The organism is Pseudomonas sp. FH1 (genome assembly GCF_000510895.2).
GTDB classification, from domain to species: Bacteria; Pseudomonadota; Gammaproteobacteria; order Pseudomonadales; family Pseudomonadaceae; genus Aquipseudomonas; species Aquipseudomonas azotoformans_A.
Genome location: NZ_AOHM01000007.1, coordinates 32,070 through 54,857, shown reverse-complemented (window position 1 = coordinate 54,857; position 22,788 = coordinate 32,070). Strand labels below are relative to the sequence as shown.

The 22,788-nt window shown below is 61.0% G+C and carries 24 protein-coding genes and 1 tRNA gene; 14 read left to right on the top strand and 11 right to left on the bottom strand.

The window, feature by feature from the left end:
• Positions 1 to 59 precede the first annotated feature (59 nt).
• The 4 genes from H096_RS04055 to ntrC all read left to right on the top strand — a co-directional run bounded on the left by H096_RS04055 (position 60) and on the right by ntrC (position 3,905).
• Entirely contained in the window at positions 60 to 596 is a 537-nt protein-coding gene (locus tag H096_RS04055) for a chorismate mutase (protein WP_033896923.1), read from the top strand.
• Between the two features lie 77 nt (positions 597 to 673).
• Entirely contained in the window at positions 674 to 1,099 is a 426-nt protein-coding gene (locus tag H096_RS04050) for a cupin domain-containing protein (protein ID WP_033896920.1), read from the top strand.
• A 287-nt stretch (positions 1,100 to 1,386) separates the two neighbouring features.
• Entirely contained in the window at positions 1,387 to 2,472 is a 1,086-nt protein-coding gene (gene glnL, locus H096_RS04045; protein WP_016979130.1) for a nitrogen regulation protein NR(II), read from the top strand.
• Complete coding sequence (gene ntrC, locus H096_RS04040) at positions 2,469 to 3,905, top strand: nitrogen regulation protein NR(I) (protein ID WP_016979129.1); 1,437 nt, start codon at positions 2,469 to 2,471, stop codon at positions 3,903 to 3,905. The genes glnL and ntrC overlap by 4 nt, the downstream gene beginning before the upstream one ends.
• A gap of 395 nt (positions 3,906 to 4,300) precedes the next feature.
• On the opposite strand, the gene H096_RS04035 is transcribed toward ntrC, so the two are convergent.
• Positions 4,301 to 4,741 (bottom strand): hypothetical protein, encoded by a 441-nt coding sequence (locus tag H096_RS04035; protein WP_033896918.1) that lies wholly within the window; start codon positions 4,739 to 4,741, stop codon positions 4,301 to 4,303.
• On the opposite strand from H096_RS04035, the gene H096_RS04030 reads away from it, so the two are divergent.
• Positions 4,740 to 5,195 carry a tRNA (cytidine(34)-2'-O)-methyltransferase gene (locus H096_RS04030; protein ID WP_016979127.1) on the top strand — a complete coding sequence of 152 codons (456 nt, stop codon included), beginning with the start codon at positions 4,740 to 4,742 and terminating at the stop codon, positions 5,193 to 5,195. The genes H096_RS04035 and H096_RS04030 overlap by 2 nt on opposite strands.
• Before the next feature lie 45 nt (positions 5,196 to 5,240).
• On the opposite strand, the gene secB is transcribed toward H096_RS04030, so the two are convergent.
• The 3 genes from secB to H096_RS04015 are packed head-to-tail and all read right to left on the bottom strand — an operon-like array spanning position 5,241 to position 6,431.
• A complete protein-coding gene (secB, locus tag H096_RS04025; RefSeq protein WP_010213875.1) occupies positions 5,241 to 5,720 on the bottom strand; it encodes a protein-export chaperone SecB in 480 nt (159 codons plus the stop codon).
• 41 nt (positions 5,721 to 5,761) lie between these two features.
• Positions 5,762 to 6,016 carry a glutaredoxin 3 gene (gene grxC, locus H096_RS04020; protein WP_033896917.1) on the bottom strand — a complete coding sequence of 85 codons (255 nt, stop codon included), beginning with the start codon at positions 6,014 to 6,016 and terminating at the stop codon, positions 5,762 to 5,764.
• Between the two features lies 1 nt (position 6,017).
• Positions 6,018 to 6,431 carry a rhodanese-like domain-containing protein gene (locus tag H096_RS04015; protein ID WP_010213877.1) on the bottom strand — a complete coding sequence of 138 codons (414 nt, stop codon included), beginning with the start codon at positions 6,429 to 6,431 and terminating at the stop codon, positions 6,018 to 6,020.
• A gap of 151 nt (positions 6,432 to 6,582) precedes the next feature.
• On the opposite strand from H096_RS04015, the gene gpmI reads away from it, so the two are divergent.
• The 5 genes from gpmI to H096_RS03990 all read left to right on the top strand — a co-directional run bounded on the left by gpmI (position 6,583) and on the right by H096_RS03990 (position 13,034).
• Positions 6,583 to 8,109: a 2,3-bisphosphoglycerate-independent phosphoglycerate mutase gene (gpmI, locus tag H096_RS04010; protein WP_033896916.1), complete on the top strand. Its 1,527-nt coding sequence runs from the start codon at positions 6,583 to 6,585 to the stop codon at positions 8,107 to 8,109.
• 138 nt (positions 8,110 to 8,247) lie between these two features.
• Positions 8,248 to 9,543 carry a murein hydrolase activator EnvC gene (locus tag H096_RS04005; RefSeq protein ID WP_033896915.1) on the top strand — a complete coding sequence of 432 codons (1,296 nt, stop codon included), beginning with the start codon at positions 8,248 to 8,250 and terminating at the stop codon, positions 9,541 to 9,543.
• Between the two features lie 30 nt (positions 9,544 to 9,573).
• Entirely contained in the window at positions 9,574 to 10,890 is a 1,317-nt protein-coding gene (locus H096_RS04000; RefSeq protein WP_033896914.1) for a S41 family peptidase, read from the top strand.
• Position 10,891: 1 nt separating this feature from the next.
• Entirely contained in the window at positions 10,892 to 11,677 is a 786-nt protein-coding gene (locus tag H096_RS03995; RefSeq protein ID WP_033896913.1) for a divergent polysaccharide deacetylase family protein, read from the top strand.
• 64 nt (positions 11,678 to 11,741) lie between these two features.
• On the top strand, positions 11,742 to 13,034 hold the full coding sequence (locus H096_RS03990) for a Vps62-related protein (protein ID WP_033896912.1): 1,293 nt from the start codon (positions 11,742 to 11,744) through the stop codon (positions 13,032 to 13,034).
• Here H096_RS03990 and H096_RS03985 read toward each other — a convergent pair.
• The 7 genes from H096_RS03985 to H096_RS03955 all read right to left on the bottom strand — a co-directional run bounded on the left by H096_RS03985 (position 12,987) and on the right by H096_RS03955 (position 18,732).
• Positions 12,987 to 13,742, bottom strand: coding sequence for an ABC transporter substrate-binding protein (locus H096_RS03985; protein ID WP_033896910.1), 756 nt, complete (start codon positions 13,740 to 13,742; stop codon positions 12,987 to 12,989). The two genes, H096_RS03990 and H096_RS03985, sit on opposite strands and share 48 nt — an antisense overlap.
• A 67-nt stretch (positions 13,743 to 13,809) precedes the next feature.
• Entirely contained in the window at positions 13,810 to 14,580 is a 771-nt protein-coding gene (hisF, locus tag H096_RS03980) for an imidazole glycerol phosphate synthase subunit HisF (protein WP_003171107.1), read from the bottom strand.
• A gap of 9 nt (positions 14,581 to 14,589) precedes the next feature.
• Positions 14,590 to 15,327 carry a 1-(5-phosphoribosyl)-5-[(5-phosphoribosylamino)methylideneamino]imidazole-4-carboxamide isomerase gene (gene hisA / locus H096_RS03975; protein WP_003187784.1) on the bottom strand — a complete coding sequence of 246 codons (738 nt, stop codon included), beginning with the start codon at positions 15,325 to 15,327 and terminating at the stop codon, positions 14,590 to 14,592.
• 39 nt (positions 15,328 to 15,366) lie between these two features.
• Complete coding sequence (locus H096_RS03970) at positions 15,367 to 15,624, bottom strand: DUF2164 domain-containing protein (protein ID WP_033896907.1); 258 nt, start codon at positions 15,622 to 15,624, stop codon at positions 15,367 to 15,369.
• The gene (gene hisH / locus H096_RS03965; protein WP_033896906.1) at positions 15,625 to 16,263 is read right to left on the bottom strand and encodes an imidazole glycerol phosphate synthase subunit HisH; all 639 of its coding nucleotides are present in this window, start codon (positions 16,261 to 16,263) and stop codon (positions 15,625 to 15,627) included.
• Positions 16,263 to 16,856, bottom strand: coding sequence for an imidazoleglycerol-phosphate dehydratase HisB (hisB, locus tag H096_RS03960; protein ID WP_003218037.1), 594 nt, complete (start codon positions 16,854 to 16,856; stop codon positions 16,263 to 16,265). Before hisB ends, hisH begins: the two co-directional genes overlap by 1 nt.
• 214 nt (positions 16,857 to 17,070) lie before the next feature.
• Complete coding sequence (locus tag H096_RS03955) at positions 17,071 to 18,732, bottom strand: OFA family MFS transporter (RefSeq protein ID WP_033896905.1); 1,662 nt, start codon at positions 18,730 to 18,732, stop codon at positions 17,071 to 17,073.
• 326 nt (positions 18,733 to 19,058) lie between these two features.
• On the opposite strand from H096_RS03955, the gene H096_RS03950 reads away from it, so the two are divergent.
• From H096_RS03950 to H096_RS03935, 4 genes are all read left to right on the top strand, one after another.
• Positions 19,059 to 21,269 carry an AsmA family protein gene (locus H096_RS03950; protein ID WP_033896904.1) on the top strand — a complete coding sequence of 737 codons (2,211 nt, stop codon included), beginning with the start codon at positions 19,059 to 19,061 and terminating at the stop codon, positions 21,267 to 21,269.
• Entirely contained in the window at positions 21,266 to 22,333 is a 1,068-nt protein-coding gene (gene mutY / locus H096_RS03945) for an A/G-specific adenine glycosylase (RefSeq protein WP_033896903.1), read from the top strand. The genes H096_RS03950 and mutY overlap by 4 nt, the downstream gene beginning before the upstream one ends.
• Positions 22,330 to 22,602: an oxidative damage protection protein gene (locus H096_RS03940; RefSeq protein WP_010213895.1), complete on the top strand. Its 273-nt coding sequence runs from the start codon at positions 22,330 to 22,332 to the stop codon at positions 22,600 to 22,602. Before mutY ends, H096_RS03940 begins: the two co-directional genes overlap by 4 nt.
• Before the next feature lie 103 nt (positions 22,603 to 22,705).
• Positions 22,706 to 22,781: transfer RNA gene (locus H096_RS03935), tRNA-Phe, on the top strand.
• Positions 22,782 to 22,788: the final 7 nt, after the last annotated feature.

Below are 22,788 nucleotides of genomic sequence, written 5' to 3'. Positions count from 1 at the left end.
CGAAAGGATTATTTTGAAAATAAATCCTCAAAGACAGTTGCTCCCACAGGAGATCGCCTTTGAAACATCGACTTGTATTCGCTCTGTTATTTGTCAGCGTCAGTGCGAGTGCGGCGCCGCCCACTCTGGAGCCTCTGCTCAACAGCATCGCCGAACGCCTGGAGATCGCCGACCAGGTAGCCCTGAGCAAATGGGATAGCCACAAGCCTGTAGAGGACAAAAAGCGCGAACAAGAAGTGATCGCCAGCGTCGTCGCCCAAGCACCGGAATATAAGCTGGCACCTGCCGCCGTCGAGCAGTTTTTCGCGGCGCAGATCGAGGCGAACAAGCTGGTGCAGTACACCCATCTGTCCGACTGGCAGTTCCAGGGCAAGGCGCCTGACGATCCGCGGCCGGACCTGGTGAAACAGATCCGCCCGCAGTTGGACGAACTGCAAAAACGCCTGCTGCAGCAATTGGCGGACTTCACCCCACAGCGCACTGACCCACAGTGCCCACAGTGGCTGGCCGAAGCCGTGCATGAGCCGCTGAACGATCCGTTGCGTCAACTGGCGATGATCCGTGCCACCGCAGAATTGTGTACGCGACCTACTTGATTTGAGGCGCCGCCCTGCATCCTCACTGCGATCAATCGCCATAGCCTGACTGTTCACTGACCGAACAGGATGGAACCATGGATATCTGCAAGTGTTTGATCGCAACAATGCTGGGTTTAACGCTGCTTGGCTGCGGCGTCCAACCAAAGGACGCTACGCAAATCGAGAAAGAAGTATTGCTTGAAAGCAGCGAGTCGTGGGACGGCATGCCCTATAGGGCCTACCCCGCTGGCCCGCCGCAGCTCACGCTGATACGCCTGAAGATCCCTGCGCGCACGCAACTGCCCTGGCACACCCACCCCATGCCCAACGCCGCCTACATTGTTTCGGGTGAATTGACCGTTGAAGCCCGCAGCAGCGGGGCTACGCGCACCTTGAGGCAAGGCCAAGCCCTGGCCGAGATGGTGGGCACCGAGCATCGCGGCGTCACCGGAGACACCCCGGTGGAGCTTCTGGTGTTTTATGCGGGCACCCCAGGCATGCCGCTGTCAGAGCAACACTGACCGCTGCGGATCGTTTTCACCTCATATAGAAAACGGTCCGCTCACCACTTCCTGAACAACCTTCACAAAACCGCACTATATTGGTGCGATAGGCTGCACCCTTCCCACCTGTCCAGCCCATTTTGGTTCGAAACTTCCCGAGCAAGCTGGCAGAACGCCACAGTTTCGCGCCTAAAACCCCCATTTCAGGGCTTGCACGCTTCTTTTCGGAGCCTTGGTTTGGTTTTTGCATTTTCCTTGTATCAGCGTGTGCCTCAAGCCCGCGCCTTGCTCCAAAAGAGGTCCTGATGACCATCAGCGATGCACTGCACCGTTTGCTACTCGACAACCTGACCACCGCGACCATCCTGCTCAATGACGACCTGCGCCTTGAGTACATGAACCCGGCGGCGGAGATGCTCCTGGCTATCAGCGGCCAGCGCAGCCATGGGCAGTTCATCAGCGAATTGTTCACCGAGTCGGCCGAAGCCTTGAGCTCGCTGCGCCAGGCGGTGGAGCAGGCGCACCCGTTCACCAAGCGCGAGGCGATGCTCACGGCCCTTACCGGCCAGACGTTGACCGTCGACTACGCCGTGACCCCCATCCTGAGCAACGGTGCCACCCTGCTGTTGCTGGAAGTGCACCCCCGTGACCGCCTGCTGCGCATCACCAAGGAGGAAGCGCAGCTGTCCAAGCAGGAGACCAGCAAGATGCTGGTGCGCGGCCTGGCCCATGAAATCAAGAACCCACTCGGCGGCATCCGTGGCGCGGCGCAGTTGCTGGCCCGCGAGCTGCCGGACGAGAACCTCAAGGACTACACCAACGTCATCATCGAAGAGGCCGACCGCCTGCGTAACCTGGTGGACCGCATGCTCGGCTCCAACAAGCTGCCGTCGCTGGCGATGACCAACGTGCACGAAGTGCTGGAGCGTGTCTGCCAACTGGTCGAGGCCGAAAGCCAGGGCTGCATCACCTTGGTGCGCGACTATGACCCCAGTATTCCGGATGTACTGATCGACCGCGAACAGATGATCCAGGCGGTACTCAATATCGTGCGCAACGCCATGCAGGCCATCAGCAGCCAGAACGAGCTGCGCCTGGGCCGCATCAGCCTGCGCACCCGCGCCCTGCGCCAGTTCACCATCGGCCACGTGCGCCATCGACTGGTGACCAAGGTCGAGATCATCGACAACGGTCCGGGCATTCCTGCGGAACTCCAGGAAACCATTTTCTTTCCCATGGTCAGCGGCCGCCCAGACGGTACCGGGCTGGGCCTGGCCATTACCCAGAACATCATCAGCCAGCATCAGGGCCTGATCGAATGTGAGAGCCATCCTGGCCACACCACCTTCTCGATCTTTCTGCCACTGGAACAAGGAGCCCCATCGACATGAGCCGTAGTGAAACTGTCTGGATCGTCGATGACGACCGTTCTATCCGCTGGGTCCTCGAGAAAGCCTTGCAACAGGAAGGCATGACCACCCAGAGCTTCGACAGCGCCGACGGGGTGATGAGCCGCCTGGCACGCCAGCAGCCCGACGTGATCATCTCCGACATCCGCATGCCCGGCGCCAGCGGCCTGGACCTGCTGGCGCGGATTCGCGAGCAGCATCCACGCCTGCCGGTGATCATCATGACCGCGCACTCGGACCTGGACAGCGCTGTCGCGTCCTATCAGGGCGGCGCCTTTGAGTATTTGCCCAAGCCGTTCGACGTGGACGAGGCGGTGGCGCTGGTCAAGCGCGCCAACCAGCACGCCCAGGAACAGCAGAGCCAGGAAGCCCCACCGGCCCTGACCCGCACCCCGGAAATCATCGGCGAAGCGCCGGCGATGCAGGAAGTGTTTCGCGCCATCGGGCGCTTGAGCCACTCCAACATCACCGTGCTGATCAACGGCGAATCGGGCACCGGTAAAGAACTGGTGGCCCATGCGCTGCACCGCCACAGCCCACGGGCGGCCTCGCCGTTCATTGCGCTGAACATGGCGGCTATCCCGAAGGATTTGATGGAGTCCGAGCTGTTCGGCCACGAAAAAGGCGCGTTCACCGGCGCGGCCAACCTGCGTCGTGGGCGTTTTGAACAAGCGGACGGCGGCACCTTGTTCCTCGACGAAATCGGCGACATGCCGGCCGACACCCAAACCCGCTTGCTGCGGGTGCTGGCGGACGGTGAGTTCTATCGCGTGGGCGGGCACACGCCGGTCAAGGTGGATGTGCGCATCATCGCGGCGACCCACCAGAACCTGGAAACTCTGGTCCACGCCGGTAAATTCCGTGAAGACTTATTCCATCGCCTTAACGTGATCCGCATTCACATTCCACGGATGTCGGACCGCCGCGAAGACATTCCCACCCTGGCCCGCCATTTCCTCAGCCGCGCCGCCCAGGAGCTGGCCGTCGAGCCAAAACTGCTAAAAAGCGAGACCGAGGAATACCTGAAGAACCTGCCGTGGCCCGGCAACGTGCGCCAGCTGGAGAACACGTGCCGCTGGATCACGGTGATGGCGTCCGGGCGCGAAGTGCACATCAGCGACCTGCCGCCGGAGCTGCTGAGCCTGCCGCAGGATTCGGCCCCTGTGACCAACTGGGAGCAGGCCCTGCGCCAATGGGCCGACCAGGCCCTGGCTCGCGGCCAGTCGAACCTGCTGGACAGCGCCGTGCCGGCGTTCGAGCGGATCATGATCGAAACCGCCCTGAAGCACACCGCCGGTCGCCGTCGCGATGCCGCCGTGTTGCTGGGCTGGGGCCGCAATACCCTGACTCGCAAGATCAAAGAATTGGGGATGAAGGTCGACGGTGGTGACGATGATGAGGGCGACGAGGGCTAAAGGTGCACCGCTTCAATGCACCATGAACCGGCATTGGGCATGGATCCAACGCAGGAAACCTCGGCCTCACTGATAAAAACCTATAAGCCGAAAACACCAAAGCCCCGTACTCCGGGGCTTTGCGCTTTCTGGAGAAATTTTTTGGCACACTTTGGCGACTCTGGCACGCGCCCTGCAATAACCCTTGTACTACCCAGTTTCGGGGACCTTGGTACAGGCAGGCCGAGAATCCCCTCTTTACACCCGGGGTGCTTGATGCGAATCGCGTCGCGCTCCACACCGCTTTGGGGAACCTCGGTACAGGCAGGCCGGGGATTCCCTCTTTAACACCGAAGCTTTAAAAGCTTCACCCCGTTTTGGGAGCCCTGGTACAGGCAGGCCGGGAACTCCCTCTTTTATTGCTCTTGGAGATGGATCTCCAGCCGCCAGCGGCCGTCAGTCTTTTTCCCTCTCCATTCCCCGCGCAACGGCCGAGCCGCCACCAGGTTCAGTAGCAGGCCGCCATCGGTCTTGCGCACCCGCCAGTTCACATCCTTGTCATTGAGCTTGAGTTGCCCACTGCCAGCCTTGCCTTGCGCGTCGAACAGCAGCGCCACGGTGCCGTCGATATGCTCGCCGTGCAGCTTGGGTTCGCTGTTGAACCACACCACTACGCCGTCCGCTGCGGTCTCGACCTGTTGCAGCTCGACCGGGTCTGGCGTTGTCAGGCGGCCGATCATCAGGCCCACCATCAAGCCGACAATTGCCAAAGAGCCCATGACCCGTGGCATTAGCTTCGGTCTTGGGTCCTCTTCGGGGGTAGAATGCAGCGCATCTTTACCTTCGGAGCCGTGCATGTTTCACGTCATCCTTTTTCAACCAGAAATTCCGCCGAATACCGGCAACGTTATCAGGCTGTGCGCCAACAGTGGCTGCCACCTGCATTTGATAGAGCCTTTGGGCTTCGACATGGACGACAAGCGCCTGCGCCGCGCCGGGCTGGACTACCACGAGTACGCCACGCTCCAGCGCCACGCAGACCTGGCGAGTTGCCTGGAAAGCCTGGGCCACCCACGGTTGTTCGCGTTCACCACCAAGGGTTCGCAGCCGTTCCATGATGTCAGCTTTGCCGAAGGTGACGCCTTCCTGTTCGGCCCGGAAAGCCGGGGCCTGCCGGCGGAAGTGCTTGACGCGCTGCCCGACGGTCATCGCCTGCGTTTGCCGATGCGCGAGGGCTGCCGCAGCCTGAACCTGTCCAATACCGTGGCGGTTGCTGTCTATGAAGGTTGGCGCCAGCTCGGGTTCAAATAAAAAAAGCGCCGGTCACGGCGCTTTTTTATGGGTTGCATCGGCGGTTTACTGAACCGTCGACGAACCTTCCTGTTGCATGCGCTGCAGCTCTTGAGCGTACAGGGCATCGAAGTTCACCGGAGCCAGCATCAGCGCTGGGAACGAGCCACGGGTGACCAGGCTGTCCAGGGTCTCGCGGGCATACGGGAACAGAATGTTCGGGCAGAACGCGCCCAGGGTGTGGCTCATGGACGCTTCGTCCAGGCCCTGGATCAGGAAGATACCGGCCTGTTGCACTTCAGCGATGAAGGCCACTTCTTCGCCGTTCTTGACGGTCACGGAGAGGGTCAGCACCACTTCGTGGAAGTCACCTTCCAGAGCTTTCTGGCGGGTGTTCAGGTCCAGCGCAACGCTTGGGGTCCATTCCTGGCGGAAGATGGCCGGGCTTTTCGGCGCTTCGAACGACAGGTCACGCACGTAGATGCGCTGCAGCGAGAACTGTGGCGCTTGGGCTTCTGCAGCTTCGGTGTTCTGTTGGTCAGTCATCGCAGATCCTTGTGATCTTGGGGTCTTTTAGGGTTTAGGAGTCAGACGAGCAGCAGCGCATCGAGTTTACCGGCGCGCTCAAGGGCGAACAGGTCGTCGCAACCACCGATGTGCCTGGCGCCGATCCAGATCTGCGGCACGGACGTACGCCCCGCCTTCTGGGCCATTTCGGCGCGCACCTGGGGTTTGCCGTCGACCTTGATTTCTTCGAAGGCAACGCCCTTTTTCTCAAGCAGGGCCTTGGCCCGCATGCAGTAAGGGCACCAATCGCTGGAATACACGACAACCTGGCTCATATCACTTCACCAGCGGCAGGTTATCGGCGCGCCAGCTGCTGATGCCACCGGACAGCTTGGCCGCGGTGAAACCGGTCTTGAGCATTTCACGGGCGTGGGTGCCGGCGTGCTGGCCTTGGGCGTCGACCAGGATGATGGTCTTGGCCTTGTGCTTTTCCAGCTCGGCCAGGCGCGCGATCAGCTTGTCCTGCGGAATGTTCAGGGCACCGACGATGTGGCCGGTGGCGAAATCCTTGGCTGGGCGGATGTCCACGACAACGGCCTCGTCCTTGTTGACCAGCGCGGTCAGCTCCGCCGTGCTCAGGCTGCGGCCACCGCGGCTCAATTCGTGAGCGATCAGCAGCGCCAGCAGGATGACGAAGGCACCCACAAGCAGATAGTGGGCAGTGGCAAATGCAATCAGGTGATCAACCATCAAGGAGGTTCCAGGGCGTTAAAATGGCGGTAAGTATACACAGCCGTCAGGGGGGGCCAACCCCCGTAAAGCGGTGACGTGGTCGGAACTTCGCTTTAAACTGCCACTCCCTTTTCAATTGTCTTCCTTTATTACCGCCGCGAGAGGATCTATGACTACTACGCCTAAACCTTTGGTCCTGATAATTCTCGATGGCTTCGGACACAGTGAAAGCCACCACGACAACGCGGTATACGCGGCCAAGAAGCCGGTACTCGACCGCCTGACCGCCACCGTGCCCAACGGACTCATCTCGGGTTCCGGCATGGACGTAGGCCTGCCGGACGGCCAGATGGGCAACTCGGAAGTCGGCCACATGAACCTCGGCGCCGGACGAGTGGTATACCAAGACTTCACACGCGTGACCAAAGCGATCCGCGATGGCGAGTTCTTCGAGAACCCGACCATCTGCGCCGCGGTAGATAAAGCAGTGGCCGCTGGCAAGGCCGTGCACTTCATGGGCCTGCTGTCCGATGGCGGCGTCCACAGCCACCAGGACCATCTGGTGGCCATGGCCGAACTGGCCTTCAAGCGCGGCGCCGACAAAATCTACCTGCACGCCTTCCTCGACGGCCGCGACACCCCACCGAAAAGCGCGCAGTCGTCCATCGAACTGCTCGACGCCACGTTCGCAGCGCTGGGCAAAGGCCGTATCGCCAGCCTGGTGGGCCGTTACTTCGCCATGGACCGTGACAACCGCTGGGACCGCGTCTCCCAGGCCTACAACCTGATCGTCGACGGCCAGGCCGAATTCCACGCCGCCACCGCCCAGGAAGGCCTGGAAGCCGCCTACGCCCGTGGCGAGAGCGATGAATTCGTCAAGGCCACCACTATTGGTGAGCCGGTGAAGGTAGAAGACGGCGACGCCGTGGTGTTCATGAACTTCCGCGCCGACCGCGCCCGCGAGCTGAGCCGTGTGTTTGTCGAAGACGGTTTCAAGGAATTCGAACGCGCCCGCCAGCCGAAAGTGCAGTACGTGGGCCTGACCCAGTACGCCGCCAGCATCCCGGCCCCTGCCGCCTTTGCTCCGGGCAGCCTGGACAACGTGCTGGGCGACTACCTGGCGAAAAACGGCAAGACCCAGCTGCGCATTGCCGAAACCGAAAAGTACGCCCACGTGACCTTCTTCTTCTCCGGCGGCCGCGAAGAGCCGTTCCCAGGCGAAGAACGCATCCTGATCCCATCGCCAAAGGTCGCCACCTACGACCTGCAGCCGGAAATGAGCGCACCGGAAGTCACCGACAAGATCGTCGACGCCATTGAACACCAGCGTTACGACGTGATCGTGGTTAACTATGCCAACGGCGACATGGTCGGTCACAGCGGCAACCTGGAAGCCGCGACCAAGGCCGTGGAATGCCTGGACCTGTGCGTCGGCCGTATCGTCGATGCCCTTGAAAAGGTCGGCGGCGAAGCGCTGATCACCGCCGACCACGGCAACTGCGAGCAGATGTCCGACGAATCCACCGGCCAGGCCCACACCGCCCACACCACCGAGCCAGTGCCGTTCATCTATGTCGGCAAGCGTGATTTCAAGGTGCGTGATGGCGGCGTGCTAGCGGATGTGGCGCCGACTATGCTGATGCTGATGGGGTTGGAGAAGCCGGTGGAGATGACCGGTACTTCGATATTGGTTTAACCCCTTAAACCAACCGATTAAATCGCCCTAAACGGCTTTTTATGACGAACGCCTCAAAGCAGTTGGCTTTGAGGCGTTTTTTTTGCTGCGCTTGGCGGGCATACTAGGCCGTCCATTTCCCTGGTGTCGCCCGCCTCTATGCTTCGCGCCTTGATTACCCTTGCTCTTGTCTGCCTGCTCCAACCGGCGTTTGCCGATGAGCGCGCACAAACCCAACAACAGTTGGACGCTACGCGTCAGGATATTATCGAGCTGAAAAAACTGCTCGGCAAGCTCCAGGAAGAGAAATCCGGGGTGCAGAAAGACCTGCGCGGCACGGAAACCGAGATGGGCAAGCTGGAGAAGCAGGTCCAGGAGCTGCAGAAAGAATTAAAGAAGAGCGAGTCGGAACTGGAGCGACTCGACGCTGAGAAAAAAAAACTCCAGAGCGCACGCGTTGAACAGCAACGCCTGATCGCGATCCAGGCCCGTGCCGCCTACCAGAACGGCCGCCAGGAATACCTAAAGTTGCTGCTCAACCAGCAGAACCCCGAGAAATTCGCGCGCACCCTGACCTACTACGACTACCTGAGCAAGGCCCGCCTGGAGCAACTCAAAAGCTTCAATGAGACCCTGCGCCAGTTGGTCAACGTCGAGCAGGAAATCGGCAACCAGCAATCGCAGCTGCAAGACCAGAAAGTCGCCCTCGACACTCAGCGCAACGAATTGGACAAGGTCCGCAAGGAACGCCAACTGGCCTTGGCCAAACTCAATGATGACGTAAAGGCCCGTGACGCCAAGCTGCAGGCCCGCGAGCAGGACCAGGCTGACCTGGCCAAAGTGCTCAAGACCATCGAAGAAACCCTGGCCCGCCAGGCACGTGAGGCCGAAGAAGCGCGGCAGAAAGCGCTGATCGCCCAGCAGGAAGCCGAAAAAAAGCGCCAGCGTGAGGCCGAGCTGGCTGCCACCTCGGACGCGCCAGCACCGCGTAAACCGGCGCGTGCAGCGCCTGGCCCGCTGGTTTCCAGCGCCGGTGAAAACTTCGGCGGCCCTTTTGCTTCAGCCCGCGGCAAACTTCCATGGCCCGTTGATGGTCGATTACTGGCACGCTTTGGGGAAACCCGTGGCGATGACACCCGCGCGAAGTGGGATGGCGTGATGATCAGCGCCTCCGCCGGCAGCCAGGTGCACGCCGTCCACGGTGGGCGCGTGGTGTTTGCCGATTGGCTGCGCGGCGCCGGCTTGTTGGTGATTCTTGACCACGGTAATGGCTATTTGAGCCTTTACGGCCACAATCAGACTTTACTCAAGTCAGCAGGTGATGTTGTAAAAGCCGGTGAATCCATCTCCACTGTCGGTAACAGTGGTGGCCAGGACACCCCGGCGCTGTACTTCGCTATTCGTCAGCAGGGTCGCCCGAGCGATCCTGCACAATGGTGCCGTTCCCAAGGATAGGGCTGCATCTACATTAGGAGTTCGTTCGACATGCTGCATTTGTCCCGCCTCACTTCGCTGGCCCTGACGATCGCCCTGGTGATCGGCGCGCCTCTGGCATTTGCCGACCAGGCCGCTCCGGCGGCACCTGCTGCCTCGGCCGCGACCACCAAGGCGCCGTTGCCGCTGGACGAGCTGCGCACCTTTGCCGAGGTCATGGACCGGATCAAAGCCGCGTATGTCGAACCCGTAGATGACAAGACCCTGCTGGAAAATGCCATCAAGGGCATGCTCAGCAACCTCGACCCGCACTCCGCCTACCTGGGCCCGGAAGATTTTGCCGAGCTGCAGGAAAGCACCAGCGGTGAATTCGGCGGGCTGGGCATTGAAGTCGGCTCCGAAGACGGCAACGTCAAGGTAGTATCGCCGATTGATGACACCCCGGCATCCAAGGCCGGCATCCAGGCTGGCGACTTCATCGTGAAGATCAACGGCCAGCCGACCCGTGGCCAGACCATGACCGAAGCCGTAGACAAGATGCGCGGCAAGATCGGCCAGAAAATCACCCTGACCCTGGTGCGCGACGGCGGCAACCCGTTCGATGTGACGCTGACCCGCGCGACCATTGTGGTCAAGAGCGTGAAGAGCCAGCTGCTGGAGTCGGGCTACGGCTACATCCGCATCACCCAGTTCCAGGTCAAGACCGGCGACGAAGTGGCCAAGGCCCTGGCCAAGCTGCGCAAGGACAATGGCAAGAAGCTCAACGGCATCGTGCTCGACCTGCGCAACAACCCAGGCGGCGTGCTGCAGTCGGCGGTGGAAGTGGTCGACCACTTCATCACCAAGGGCCTGATCGTCTACACCAAGGGCCGTATCGCCAACTCCGAGCTGCGCTTCTCGGCCACCGGCAACGACCTCAGCGAAAACGTGCCCCTGGCCGTGCTGATCAACGGCGGCAGCGCCTCGGCCTCGGAGATCGTCGCCGGCGCCCTGCAAGACCAGAAACGCGGTGTATTGATGGGCACCACCAGCTTTGGCAAAGGCTCGGTGCAAACCGTGCTGCCGCTGAACAACGACCGTGCGCTGAAGATCACCACCGCGTTGTACTACACGCCGAATGGCCGTTCGATCCAGGCCCAAGGTATCGTGCCGGACATCGAGGTGCGCAAGGCCAAGATCACCAACGAGATCGACAGCGAGTACTACAAAGAGGCCGATCTGCAAGGTCACCTGGGCAATGGCAACGGCGGTGCCGACCAGCCAACCGGCAGCAGCAAGAAAGCCAAGCCGATGCCGCAGGACGACGATTACCAGTTGGCCCAGGCGCTGAGCCTGCTCAAGGGCCTGAGCATCACGCGCAGCCGTTGATATGCGTTTTGCCCTGATCATCGCTGTGCTGTGCAGCCTGGCTGGATTCGCCCACGCGACCCCGGCCAACGAGCCGCCCAAAGCCTACCTGACCCTCATCATCGACGACCTTGGGCAAAACCTGCCCAGGGATCGGCGTGTGCTGGCCTTGCCTGGGCCGGTGACCACGGCAATCATGCCCGACACGCCCCACGCAGCCGAATTCGCCCGCGAAGCGCACAGGGCCGGCAAGATCGTGATCCTGCATATGCCCATGGATCCGGCCACCGGTCCGTTTGCCTGGCACCCCGAGCTGCCCATCGAAGAACTCGGCAAGCGCTTGGACGCTGCCTTCAAGGCCGTGCCCTACACCGCCGGGATCAACAACCACATGGGCAGCCGCATGACTGCGCAACCCGCCGCCATGGCCTGGTTGATGGCTGAACTGCAACGGTGCAACAAGTTCTTTGTCGACAGCCGCACCAGCGCGCAAACCGTGGCGGCGGCCGAGGCCCAGAAGATTGGCCTGGCCCATGTTTCACGGGATGTATTCCTCGATGACGAGCGCACCGAAGCGGCGATCACCACGCAACTGCAAACGGCGATCAAACTGGCCCATAAGCAGGGCTCGGCGGTAATGATCGGTCACCCCTACCCACAGACCCTCGCGGTGCTTGAGCGCGAACTGCCCAAGCTCAAGGCCCGGGGCGTCGACTGGATCGATATCAAGTTGATGATCAGCGTGCGCAGCAACCAGGCGATGGCAGGCCATGGAAAAAACGGCATCTACCTTCCAGCCCGTAGATAGATACCGCTCGGCACCGCGTTCATTCTCCGATAGTTGAGGCGTCCATCAACTGGAGAATTCACCCATGAACCCTCTGCAATTCAATGATCTGCTCATCAGCTTCACCAACGAATTCCTGCCCCTGTGGAACGACAAGGGATCGGGCGCGCACAGCGCCATCGGCTTGTGGCGCCCCAGCACAGCGTCCGACGCACTGAACCCGTTTTTTTCCTTGGGCGACATTGCGGTCAATCACTATCGCAACATCAATCAAAGCAACGTCGTCGCCGTGGTCAGCGACGCCAACAAAGTCGATGGCACAGCGCTGCGCCCGCCAGTGGATTACCAATTGGTGTGGCACGACGAAGGCACCGGTGCACTCAGCAACGCATCTATCTGGCGCCCCATACCACCACAGGGCTATGTGGCGATGGGACTGGTGTACGGCGTGAACTACGACAAACCCTCGCGCCATGCCGTGCGCTGTGTACGCGAAGATCTGGTGGTGGCGTCCAACGTGGGCGAGCTGATCTGGAATGACAAAGGCAGCGGTTCCGCCAGCGATTTGAGCACATGGTCGATCATGCCTCCCGATGCATCAGCGGGAGAAATCTACTTGGCTCCCGGCACGTTCGTCGCCAATAACAGCTATGCCAGGCCAGGCCTTGCAACCTATTCGCTACGCCTGGCACTGACCGCGCCGCTCAACGACCTGCCGCCAACACCCGTTCTCGTCGGCACTGAAAGCCCTACCCTTGAAGAAACCACGCCGACTCTCCAGGTATGCGAGATTCCATGGTTCTGTGTAAAAGACCCGGAATTGACAGCAGTCGAACAGTTTCAGTCGTCACCGGTTTACCGGCTGGAGCGCACCGATCGCCACATGCTCGCAGGCTTCGGGCACAACACTGAGGCAACCAGCCAGCCATTCATGTGGACCGCCACCAAAGGCGAGCAAGGAGGCAATGCCAAAGCCTTGGCCTTCAATACAAATGTCGACCTGAGCCAAGAGTGGCCCGTGTACGCACCCGCCTTTGATCCGGCCTTCTCAGCGCATCTGCAGCGCGAGTTCACCCATATGCAACGCTCGGCGAAAGGCTGGAGCCAATCGTCGCCACTGGAAATCGTCACCTACATTGCGCCGAACAAAGCCGTTGCGGCCTACCTTCTGCACAGTGAATACCGGCTGTTACGCCAGGACGGCAGCCAAGTGTCAGGCACGGTCAGCTATACCAATGGCGATCACGTTTACCTGAGCGAATCCCGAGAGTCCGAGCCGCAACCCGAAGAGACACTTGCGCCCTCGATCCCGCCGTTAGCTCAGCCTGAGCTAGAGGTAACGAGCTACAATTTGTTCGACGACACCCTCACCCCGTAACTGATCGAGTGCCGCCTGAAGCTTGGCAACCACCTCATCCGGCACGTCTTTGTTCAGCGCCAGATACAACTGGGCGCTGTTGAAACGCAAGACGGTTTTGAGTTGAGTCACCCCGACCTGGCGGGCCAGATAACGGCCCGCCGGATCACCGGTGGCCCACAGGTCGATCTGGCCATCCATCAGCTTTTGCGCGTTGTCCTGGTCGCGCAGCGCAACGACCGGATTGAGTCCCTGCTTCTCCAGGGTCTCGGCGATGGCATCGCCTTTGTACGCGCCAATCTTGTAGCGCCGTGCGTGCTCAAGGTCCGTCAGTTGGATTTTGCTGTCAGCCTTGGCCAGCAACACCCAGTCGTCCGGGCCGATGGGGCCGACCCATTTGAACAGGGCTTCACGGTCCGGCAGGCGCGCCATCACGAATACGCCGTAACCGGGCTTTTCCAGGGCGAGTTTGTAGATGCGCTCCCAAGGAAAACGCAAGGTCAGGTTGTAGGAAATGCCGGCACGCTTGAAGGTTTCGCGCACGATGTCCACGGCGATGCCTTCGATGTTGTCTTCCTTGGCGAAGTTCTTGCCGTTTTTCGCCATGTTGTACGGCGGGAAGTTTTCCGTCAGCAACACCAGGGCGGTGTCAGACGGCTCCTCGGCGTGGGCCGGGCCCGCCAAAAGGATGGACGTACTGGCGAGGGCAAGCAGAAGATGTTTGAACATGAAGGGCTACCGGAATCCATGGCAAGCGCAGAGAGTGCCGCGCACTTGCCATGGTGTCCAGCAGCATTCAGCGAACGACGATACCGCGCGCAGCCATGTAGGCTTTAGCCTCGGGAACGGTGTATTCGCCAAAGTGGAAAATACTCGCCGCCAGCACTGCACTGGCGTGGCCTTCGATGACGCCGTCGGCCAAGTGTTGCAGGTTGCCGACGCCGCCGGAAGCGATCACCGGAATACCCAGCGCATCACTGATGGCACGCGTCACGCCCAGGTCGAAGCCGTTTTTCATGCCGTCCTGGTCCATGCTGGTCAGCAGGATTTCACCCGCGCCCAGGCCTTCCATCTTCATCGCCCACTCCACCGCGTCCAGGCCGGTCGGCTTGCGCCCGCCATGGGTGAAGATCTCCCAGCGCGGGGTTTCGCCCGGGCCGGAAACCTTTTTGGCGTCGATGGCGACCACGATGCACTGCGAGCCGAAGTGCTGCGCGGCTTCGCCGACAAACTCCGGGTTGAACACCGCGGCGGTGTTGATCGAGACCTTGTCCGCACCGGCATTGAGCAGGTTGCGGATGTCTTGCACAGTGCGCACACCACCGCCCACGGTCAGCGGGATGAACACCTGGCTGGCCATGCGCTCCACGGTATGCAATGTGGTGTCGCGGCCGTCGACGCTGGCGGTGATGTCGAGAAAGGTAATCTCGTCGGCACCTTGCTCATCGTAACGACGGGCGATTTCCACCGGGTCGCCGGCGTCGCGGATGTTCTCGAACTTGACGCCCTTGACCACGCGACCGTTGTCGACGTCCAGGCAAGGGATGATGCGTTTGGCCAGCGCCATGGTCAGTCCTCAGCCGTTGTAGGCGTCGCAGTAAGCCTGGGCTTCGGCGACGTCCAAAGTACCTTCGTAGATCGCCCGGCCGGTAATGGCGCCGATGATGCCCGGCGCCTTGGCGTCCAGCAGCGACTTGATGTCACCCAGGTTGTGGATACCACCGGAAGCGATCACCGGGATCTTGGTCGCAGCGGCCAGCGCGGCGGTAAACGGTACGTTGCAGCCCTGCATCATGCCGTCTTTGGCGATGTCGGTATAAACGATGGCGGACACGCCGTCGGCTTCGAACTGCTTGGCCAGGTCGATCACTTGCACGGTGCTGATTTCAGCCCAGCCATCAGTGGCGACAAAGCCATCCTTGGCGTCCAGGCCCACGATCACTTTGCCAGGGAACGCGCGGCAAGCTTCGGCAACGAACGCAGGGTCCTTCACGGCCTTGGTGCCGATGATCACGTAGCTCACGCCGGCCTTGACGTAGTGCTCGATGGTTTCCAGGGAGCGGATACCGCCGCCGATCTGGATCGGCAGGTTCGGGTAGCGCTTGGCAATCGCGGTCACTACTTCGCCGTTGACTGGCTGGCCTTCGAAGGCGCCGTTCAAGTCCACCAGATGCAGACGACGGCAGCCCCCTTCCACCCATTTGGCAGCCATGCTCACCGGGTCATCGGAGAACACGGTGGAGTCTTCCATGCGGCCTTGGCGCAGACGGACGCAAGCGCCGTCCTTGAGATCGATAGCGGGGATAATCAGCATCTGGCAAACCTTATTCGATATTCAGCAATGCTTGGGAAATCAGGGTTTCTCAAGCGACCACAGGTCGCTTTCGATGCTTTCGAACCTTTCTTTAAGGAGCGTCTGCGTATCGAAAATCGCCCTGTTGTAATAATGCGGAGCCACTTCAGTGGTGAACAGCTCAAGAATCTCGGCAACCTCGAACGAACCCAACTTGAGCTCGAAGCGATCCTCCATGAAGCGCTTGATCTTGAGGGTAGCCTCACTCTCCTGCTCAGGTGTGAGGTTCAAGACCGGCTGCTTCGGCTTCCTGGTCATTTACCAGCGCCCGTTCCAGGTGGCGAAGTTCTGCAGCAATTGCAGGCCATGGGTATGGCTCTTCTCCGGGTGGAACTGCACGGCAAAGCGCGAACCCTCGGCCAGCGCGGCGGCGAAATCGACGCCGTAGTGACCGCCACCCACCACCTGGCCGGGCTGACCGGCGGCGATGTAGTAGCTGTGCACGAAGTAGAAACGCGCCAGGTCCGGAATGTCGTGCCACAGTGGGTGGTCGACGGTCTGGCTGACTTCGTTCCAGCCCATGTGTGGGACTTTCAAGTGAGCGCCGTCTTCGTGCAGGTCCTTGCCGAAGAACTTCACCTGGCCTGGGAACAGGCCGATGCAGTCGACGCCGTCGTTCTCTTCACTGCGGTCGAGCAAGGCTTGCATGCCCACGCAGATACCGAGGAACGGACGGTCCTGGCTGACTTCGCGCACCAGGCTGTCAAAGCCCAGGCGGCGGATCTCGGCCATGCAATCACGAATCGCGCCGACGCCGGGAAACACCACCCGGTCGGCTTCGCGAATCACGCTGGCATCGCTGGTGATCAGCACCTTGCCGGCCCCTACGTGTTCGAGGGCCTTGGCCACCGAGTGCAGGTTACCCATGCCGTAATCGATAACCGCGACCGTCTGCATTACAGGACGCCCTTGGTCGAGGGCATTTGCCCGGCCATGCGGTCATCCAGCTCGACAGCCATGCGCAGCGCGCGGCCGAAAGCCTTGAACACGGTTTCGATCTGGTGGTGGGTGTTGGTGCCGCGCAGGTTGTCGATGTGCAGGCTGACGAGTGCGTGGTTGACGAAACCCTGGAAGAATTCCTGGAACAGGTCGACGTCAAAGCCGCCCACGGTGGCGCGGGTGTAGGGCACGTGCATCTGCAGGCCTGGGCGGCCGGAGAAGTCGATGACTACGCGCGACAGCGCTTCGTCCAGCGGGACATAGGCGTGGCCGTAGCGACGGATGCCTTTTTTGTCGCCGATGGCCTTGGCAAACGCCTGGCCGAGGGTGATGCCCACGTCTTCCACCGTGTGGTGGTCGTCGATGTGCAGGTCGCCTTTGCTGACGATATCCAGGTCGATCAGCCCGTGACGGGCGATCTGGTCCAGCATGTGCTCAAGAAAAGGTACACCGATATCAAATCGGGCCTTTCCGGTGCCATCCAGGTTGATCGAGGCTTTGATCTGGGTTTCCAGAGTGTCGCGCTCGACGGACGCCTTACGTTCGGCCATCACCAGCTCCGCAAAATCATTGGGCGAAAAAGGCAGCCATTATAGGGGCGCGGGCGCTAAACAGAAACATCGGAGGGGATAAGACTGACGAGTTGAAGCGAGGAATGTCGGGGATAGACATGTGCATACATGTGGGTACCCGCTTATGTGGCGAGCGGGCTTGCCACAACAAGCCCGGCTCCCACAGGAGCCAGGCCTATCTGATTACTGCAACTTAGTGGAACAGTACCGCCGTCTTCTGCAGGGTCACCCACACACCCCACGCCAACGGAATACCCACCACCAGCCACGCAGCGATTGCCAACGGCACGGTGCCAGGGGCGGCTTTCCACTCCAGGGAAGTGGTCGCGTCCGCGCCTTTGTCGTGGCCCAGCGCCTGTTCGGCGGCCAGTTCGGCGTCGGTCATGAAGTACTTGTCGGCCACTGGACGAACCAGCAGGTTGCAGATGAAACCCAGCACCAGCAGGCCGGCGAGGATGTACAAGGTGATGTCATAGGCAGCGGCGCGCTCTACGCCGATGCTCAGTTGATACTCACGCAGGTAGTTCACCAGTACCGGGCCCAGCACACCCGCCGCAGCCCAGGCTGTCAGCAGACGACCGTGGATCGCACCGACCATCTGTGTACCGAACAGGTCAGCCAGGTAGGCCGGAACGGTCGCAAAACCACCGCCGTACATCGACAGGATGATGCAGAACGCGGCCACGAACAGCGCCACGTTGCCCAGATGACCCAGGTTCGGGATCAGCGCGTACAGGGCAAAGCCCAGAGCGAAGAACACGAAGTAGGTGTTTTTACGGCCCAGGTAGTCGGAGAACGACGCCCAGAAGAACCGGCCACCGATGTTGAACAGGCTCAACAGACCGGTGAAACCTGCGGCGATGGCAGCGATGGAAGCCAATTGGCCCGCATCCAGTTGGCCAAACGGCACATCCACACCCAGCAGCTTGCCGCCGAACACTTCCTGCAGCAGTGGCGAAGCCATGCCGAGGATGCCGATACCGGCGGAGACGTTCAGGCACAGCACCAGCCAGACCAGGCGGAATTGCGGGGTTTTCCACGCTACGTTCACGTGTACGTGACGGTGAGTGATCATCGCGTTGCTGGCTTTTTTCGCCGGCGCGGTCCAGCCCTCAGGCTTCCAGCCGGTCGGCGGAACGCGGTAGGACAAGGCGCCGCCGATCATGAACACGAAGTAGATCGCAGCCATCACCAGGAAGCTCTGCCATACGCCCACGCTGTCTGGGGTGGCGAAATGGCCCATCAGTGCCGCAGCCAACGGGGCACCGACCATCGCGCCACCGCCGAAGCCCATGATCGCCATGCCGGTGGCCATGCCACGCTTGTCCGGGAACCACTTGATCAGGGTCGACACAGGCGAGATATAGCCCAGGCCCAGGCCGATACCACCGATGACCCCGGAGCCGATCCACATCAGCCAGATCTGGTGGGTATAGATACCCAACGCCGAGATCAACAGGCCACCGCACCAGCACAATGCCGATACCACACCGGCTTTACGTGGTCCGGCGTGTTCCAGCCAGCCGCCCCAGATCGCTGCCGAGCAGCCCAGGAAGATGAAGAACAGGGTGTAGATCCAGCCCAGCATGGAGATGGGCCAGTCGCATTGGGACGAGAAGACTTGGCTGATGAAGCTCATGTCCGGCGCGCAGGCGACCGGTTTGGTGATACCCAGCGCCTTGGACAGTGGCAGCCAGAACACCGAGAACCCGTAGGCCATGCCGATGCACAGGTGGATGGCCAAGGCGGCCGGTGGAACCAGCCAGCGGTTGAAGCCGGGCTTGGCGATAATGCGTTCCTTGGACAGGAACGCAGGCTGTGCGGCAGTTGAACCCGCCGCAGTGCTAGTGCTCATTGGTGTTTCCCCCAGTTGTTAGTATGTGTCCGTCAGGCGCTCTCTCCCTCGGCCTTGCACGCAAAGCGTTGGCCGTTGTTGTTGAGTAAAGCTCCATTTAAGCGCGACGCTATGTCGCAGAAGGCAGACGAACCTGCGCAGATTAGCACCTGTGGATGACAGAAAAACCAAACTGATATCACCTTTTTCGGGAAATCTGTTTTGTTTGACGCCAGAAACCCGTTTCCCCGCCCCTGGATACAATGTAACGATCGGGGCACTGACGCAGGCCGTCGGGCGTTATACTCTGCGGCTAAATTTTGAAATCGACATACAAGGACTCGCCCATGAAAGCGTTCGGCAAAATCCTGGGTCTGGTACTTCTCGGGCTGTTGCTGATCATTGTGGCTCTAGGCTTTGCCCTGACCCATCTCTTCGATCCCAACGACTATAAAGACGAGATTCGCCAGATTGCCCGCGACAAGGCCCACATCGAGCTGACGCTCAATGGCGATATCGGCTGGAGCCTGTTCCCCTGGCTTGGCCTGGAACTGCACGAAGCCAGCGTGGCGACCCTGACCGCGCCGACCCAACCGTTCGCCGACCTGCAGATGCTCGGCCTCTCTGTACGCGTGTTGCCGCTGTTGCGCCGCGAAGTGCAGATGAGCGATGTACGCGTCGAAGGCCTGAACCTGCGCCTCAACCGTGACAAGCAAGGCCACGGCAACTGGGAAGACATCGGCAAGAACGTCAGCGAGGCGACCGTCGGCAGCCCTGGCTCGACCGAGCAACCTGCCGAGACCGAACCGGAAAAACCCTCGAAGCCCATCCGCCTGGACATCGACAGCCTGACGGTCAACAACGCCCGCGTTGAATACAACGACGAGCAGACCGGCAAGCAGTTCAGCGCCGAAAGCATCCAACTGAGCGCCGGCGCCGTGCACGAAGGTGCCAGCATTCCGGTGAAGCTCACCGCCTTCTTCGGCAGCAACCAACCGGTAATGCGCGTCAAGACCGAGCTCAACGGCAACCTGCGTATCCAGCGTGCGCTCAAGCGCTACCAGCTTGAAGACATGAAGATCAGCGGCGAAGCCACGGGCGAGCCGCTGCAAGGCAAGACCGTGACGTTCTCCACCCAAGGCCAATTGCTGGTGGACCAGGCGGCCAATATCGCCGAATGGACCAATATGAAGTTGTCGGCCAATCAACTGCGCGCACTGGGCGAGCTGAAGGTCAACGACCTGGACAAGACTGCGCAGCTCAGCGGCGCACTGTCCATTGCCCAGTTTGACCTGGCCAAGTTCCTCGACGGCATTGGCCACCCGCTGCCGCCCATGGCCGAGGGCAGCCTGAGCAAGGTCGAACTGGTCAGCCGCCTCAAGGGCACGCCGAGCAGCCTCGCCCTGGAAGACCTGAACCTGAAACTCGATGGCAGCACCTTCACCGGTCGTCTGGCCGTGGAAGACTTTGCCAAGCAATCCCTGCGCGTCCAGCTCAAGGGCGATACGTTCAACGCCGACAACTATCTGCCGGCCAAGTCTGAATCCGCCAAGGGCGCAGCCGCAGCCCGCCAGGCCGAAGTACAGAACAGCGAAGCCGGTGCCATGGCCGCCGGCGGCACCACGCCGCTGCCTGACGCGCCGACCAAAGGCGCCTGGAGCACCGACAAACTGCTGCCGCTGGCGCGACTGCGCACGCTGGATGTGAATGCCGACCTGGCCTTCGGTCAACTGACCCTGAGCAAGCTGCCGATCCAGAATGCGGCGCTCAAAGCGTCCGGCATCGATGGCCAGCTCAAGCTCGACACCTTGAGCGGCGGCCTCTACAACGGCACTTTCCAGGCCAACGGTACGCTTGACGTGCGCCAGGATATTCCGGTGCTGGCGCTGCAAAGCCATATCAAGCAAGTGCCGGTCGAACGCATCCTGCAAGCCCAAGGGCAAAACCCGCCGGTGAAGGGCCAGATCACCCTCGACAGCAATCTCACGGGTCGCGGCAATAGCCAGAAAGCCCTGATCGACAGCCTCAACGGCACCGCCAGCTTTGTGATCAACAACGGTGTGTTGCTCAACGCCAACCTCGAACAGCAACTGTGCACCGGCATTGCCCTGCTCAAGAGCAAGACCTTGAGCAGCACGCCGCAAGGCAAGGACACACCGTTCCAGGAGTTGAAGGGCAACCTGACCTTCCGTAACGGCGTGGCCAGCAACCCTGACCTGAAAGTGCGCATCCCAGGCCTGACCGTCAACGGCAACGGCGACGTCGACCTGCGCGTGCTGGGCATGGACTACCGCGTCGGCATCATCGTCGAAGGCGACCAGCGCGAAACCCCGGACCCAGCCTGCCAGGTGGGCTCGAACTTCCAGGGCATCGAAGTGCCGCTGCGCTGCCGTGGCCCGCTGGAACTGGGCGCCAAGGCCTGCCGCCTGGACAAGGACGGCCTCGGCCAGGTCGCCATCAAGGCCGCCGGCAACCGCCTGAACGAAAAGCTGGAAGAGAAGCTCGACAAGGTGAACCCACAGCTCAAAGATGCTTTGAAAGGCCTGTTCAAACGATGAGAAACGAGCAGTTTTCAACGGCGGTGCTGGACTGGTACGACCGCCACGGTCGCCACGACCTGCCCTGGCAACAGGGCATCACGCCTTACCGGGTGTGGGTCTCGGAGATCATGTTGCAGCAGACCCAGGTAAGCACCGTGCTCAATTACTTCGACCGTTTCATGGCCTCGCTGCCAACGGTCGAGGCCCTGGCTGCTGCGCCAGAAGATGAAGTGCTGCACCTGTGGACCGGCCTGGGTTACTACACCCGGGCGCGCAACCTGCAAAAAACCGCGAAGATTGTCGTGGCCGAGTACGGCGGCGAGTTTCCCAGGGATGTCGATAAGCTCACCGAGCTGCCTGGCATCGGCTTGTCCACCGCCGGCGCAATCGCCAGCCTGAGCATGGGCCTGCGGGCGCCGATCCTCGACGGCAACGTCAAACGCGTGCTGGCGCGCTTTACCGCGCAAGAGGGCTACCCGGGCGAGCCCAAGGTGGCCAAGCAGCTGTGGGCCACCGCAGAACGCTTCACGCCCCATGACCGCGTCAACGCCTACACCCAGGCGATGATGGACATGGGCGCCACGCTCTGTACCCGCAGCAAACCCAGCTGCCTGTTGTGCCCGCTGGAAAAAGGCTGCGAAGCCCATATGCTTGGCCTGGAAACGCGCTACCCGATCCCCAAGCCACGCAAGACCATCCCGCAGAAGCGCACGCTGATGCCGTTGCTGGCCAATGCCGAGGGCGCGATCCTGCTTTACCGCCGCCCTTCCACGGGCCTGTGGGGCGGCCTGTGGAGTTTGCCGGAGCTGGATGACCTGCAAGACCTCGAACACCTGGCCAACCAGCACGCGCTGGAGCTGGGCAAGCAACAGGCACTGCCGGGGCTGATCCACACCTTCAGCCACTTCCAACTCGCCATCGAACCCTGGCTGGTCCAGGTCGAGGAAACCGCCCATCACGTGGCCGAGGCCGACTGGCTCTGGTATAACCTCGCCACCCCGCCGCGCCTGGGCCTTGCCGCCCCGGTAAAAAAACTGCTGAAGCGCGCGGCCGATGTATTGAATGCAGGAGTTCCGTCATGACCCGCACCATCATGTGCCGCAAGTACAAAGAAGAATTGCCAGGCCTCGAACGCCCTCCGTACCCAGGCGCCAAGGGCCAGGACATTTTCGAGCACGTCTCCGCCAAAGCCTGGGGCGACTGGCTGAAACACCAGACCCTGCTGATCAACGAAAAACGCCTGAACATGATGAACGCCGAAGACCGTAAATACCTGGCGGGCGAAATGGACAAGTTCTTTTCCGGCGAAGATTACGCCAAGGCCGACGGCTACGTGCCGCCTGCTCAATAATTGATCAAAAACCGGGGTCTGCACGTAAGCGACGGTAATAATTAAATATTTTTTGAAAACTTGCTTGACGACCCCCTGAAAAACCCGTTTAATGCGCCCCGTTGCCCAGATAGCTCAGTCGGTAGAGCAGGGGATTGAAAATCCCCGTGTCGGCGGTTCGATTCCGTCTCTGGGCACCACTATTCA

Coding starts and splice junctions, on each gene's coding strand:
- H096_RS04050 (WP_033896920.1), top strand. CDS start 674: ATGGATATCTGCAAGTGTTTGATCGCAACAATGCTGGGTTTAACGCTG.
- glnL (WP_016979130.1), top strand. CDS start 1,387: ATGACCATCAGCGATGCACTGCACCGTTTGCTACTCGACAACCTGACC.
- ntrC (WP_016979129.1), top strand. CDS start 2,469: ATGAGCCGTAGTGAAACTGTCTGGATCGTCGATGACGACCGTTCTATC.
- H096_RS04030 (WP_016979127.1), top strand. CDS start 4,740: ATGTTTCACGTCATCCTTTTTCAACCAGAAATTCCGCCGAATACCGGC.
- H096_RS04035 (WP_033896918.1), bottom strand. CDS start 4,741: ATGCACGGCTCCGAAGGTAAAGATGCGCTGCATTCTACCCCCGAAGAG.
- secB (WP_010213875.1), bottom strand. CDS start 5,720: ATGACTGACCAACAGAACACCGAAGCTGCAGAAGCCCAAGCGCCACAG.
- grxC (WP_033896917.1), bottom strand. CDS start 6,016: ATGAGCCAGGTTGTCGTGTATTCCAGCGATTGGTGCCCTTACTGCATG.
- H096_RS04015 (WP_010213877.1), bottom strand. CDS start 6,431: ATGGTTGATCACCTGATTGCATTTGCCACTGCCCACTATCTGCTTGTG.
- gpmI (WP_033896916.1), top strand. CDS start 6,583: ATGACTACTACGCCTAAACCTTTGGTCCTGATAATTCTCGATGGCTTC.
- H096_RS04005 (WP_033896915.1), top strand. CDS start 8,248: ATGCTTCGCGCCTTGATTACCCTTGCTCTTGTCTGCCTGCTCCAACCG.
- H096_RS04000 (WP_033896914.1), top strand. CDS start 9,574: ATGCTGCATTTGTCCCGCCTCACTTCGCTGGCCCTGACGATCGCCCTG.
- H096_RS03995 (WP_033896913.1), top strand. CDS start 10,892: ATGCGTTTTGCCCTGATCATCGCTGTGCTGTGCAGCCTGGCTGGATTC.
- H096_RS03990 (WP_033896912.1), top strand. CDS start 11,742: ATGAACCCTCTGCAATTCAATGATCTGCTCATCAGCTTCACCAACGAA.
- H096_RS03985 (WP_033896910.1), bottom strand. CDS start 13,742: ATGTTCAAACATCTTCTGCTTGCCCTCGCCAGTACGTCCATCCTTTTG.
- hisF (WP_003171107.1), bottom strand. CDS start 14,580: ATGGCGCTGGCCAAACGCATCATCCCTTGCCTGGACGTCGACAACGGT.
- hisA (WP_003187784.1), bottom strand. CDS start 15,327: ATGCTGATTATCCCCGCTATCGATCTCAAGGACGGCGCTTGCGTCCGT.
- H096_RS03970 (WP_033896907.1), bottom strand. CDS start 15,624: ATGACCAGGAAGCCGAAGCAGCCGGTCTTGAACCTCACACCTGAGCAG.
- hisH (WP_033896906.1), bottom strand. CDS start 16,263: ATGCAGACGGTCGCGGTTATCGATTACGGCATGGGTAACCTGCACTCG.
- hisB (WP_003218037.1), bottom strand. CDS start 16,856: ATGGCCGAACGTAAGGCGTCCGTCGAGCGCGACACTCTGGAAACCCAG.
- H096_RS03955 (WP_033896905.1), bottom strand. CDS start 18,732: ATGAGCACTAGCACTGCGGCGGGTTCAACTGCCGCACAGCCTGCGTTC.
- H096_RS03950 (WP_033896904.1), top strand. CDS start 19,059: ATGAAAGCGTTCGGCAAAATCCTGGGTCTGGTACTTCTCGGGCTGTTG.
- mutY (WP_033896903.1), top strand. CDS start 21,266: ATGAGAAACGAGCAGTTTTCAACGGCGGTGCTGGACTGGTACGACCGC.
- H096_RS03940 (WP_010213895.1), top strand. CDS start 22,330: ATGACCCGCACCATCATGTGCCGCAAGTACAAAGAAGAATTGCCAGGC.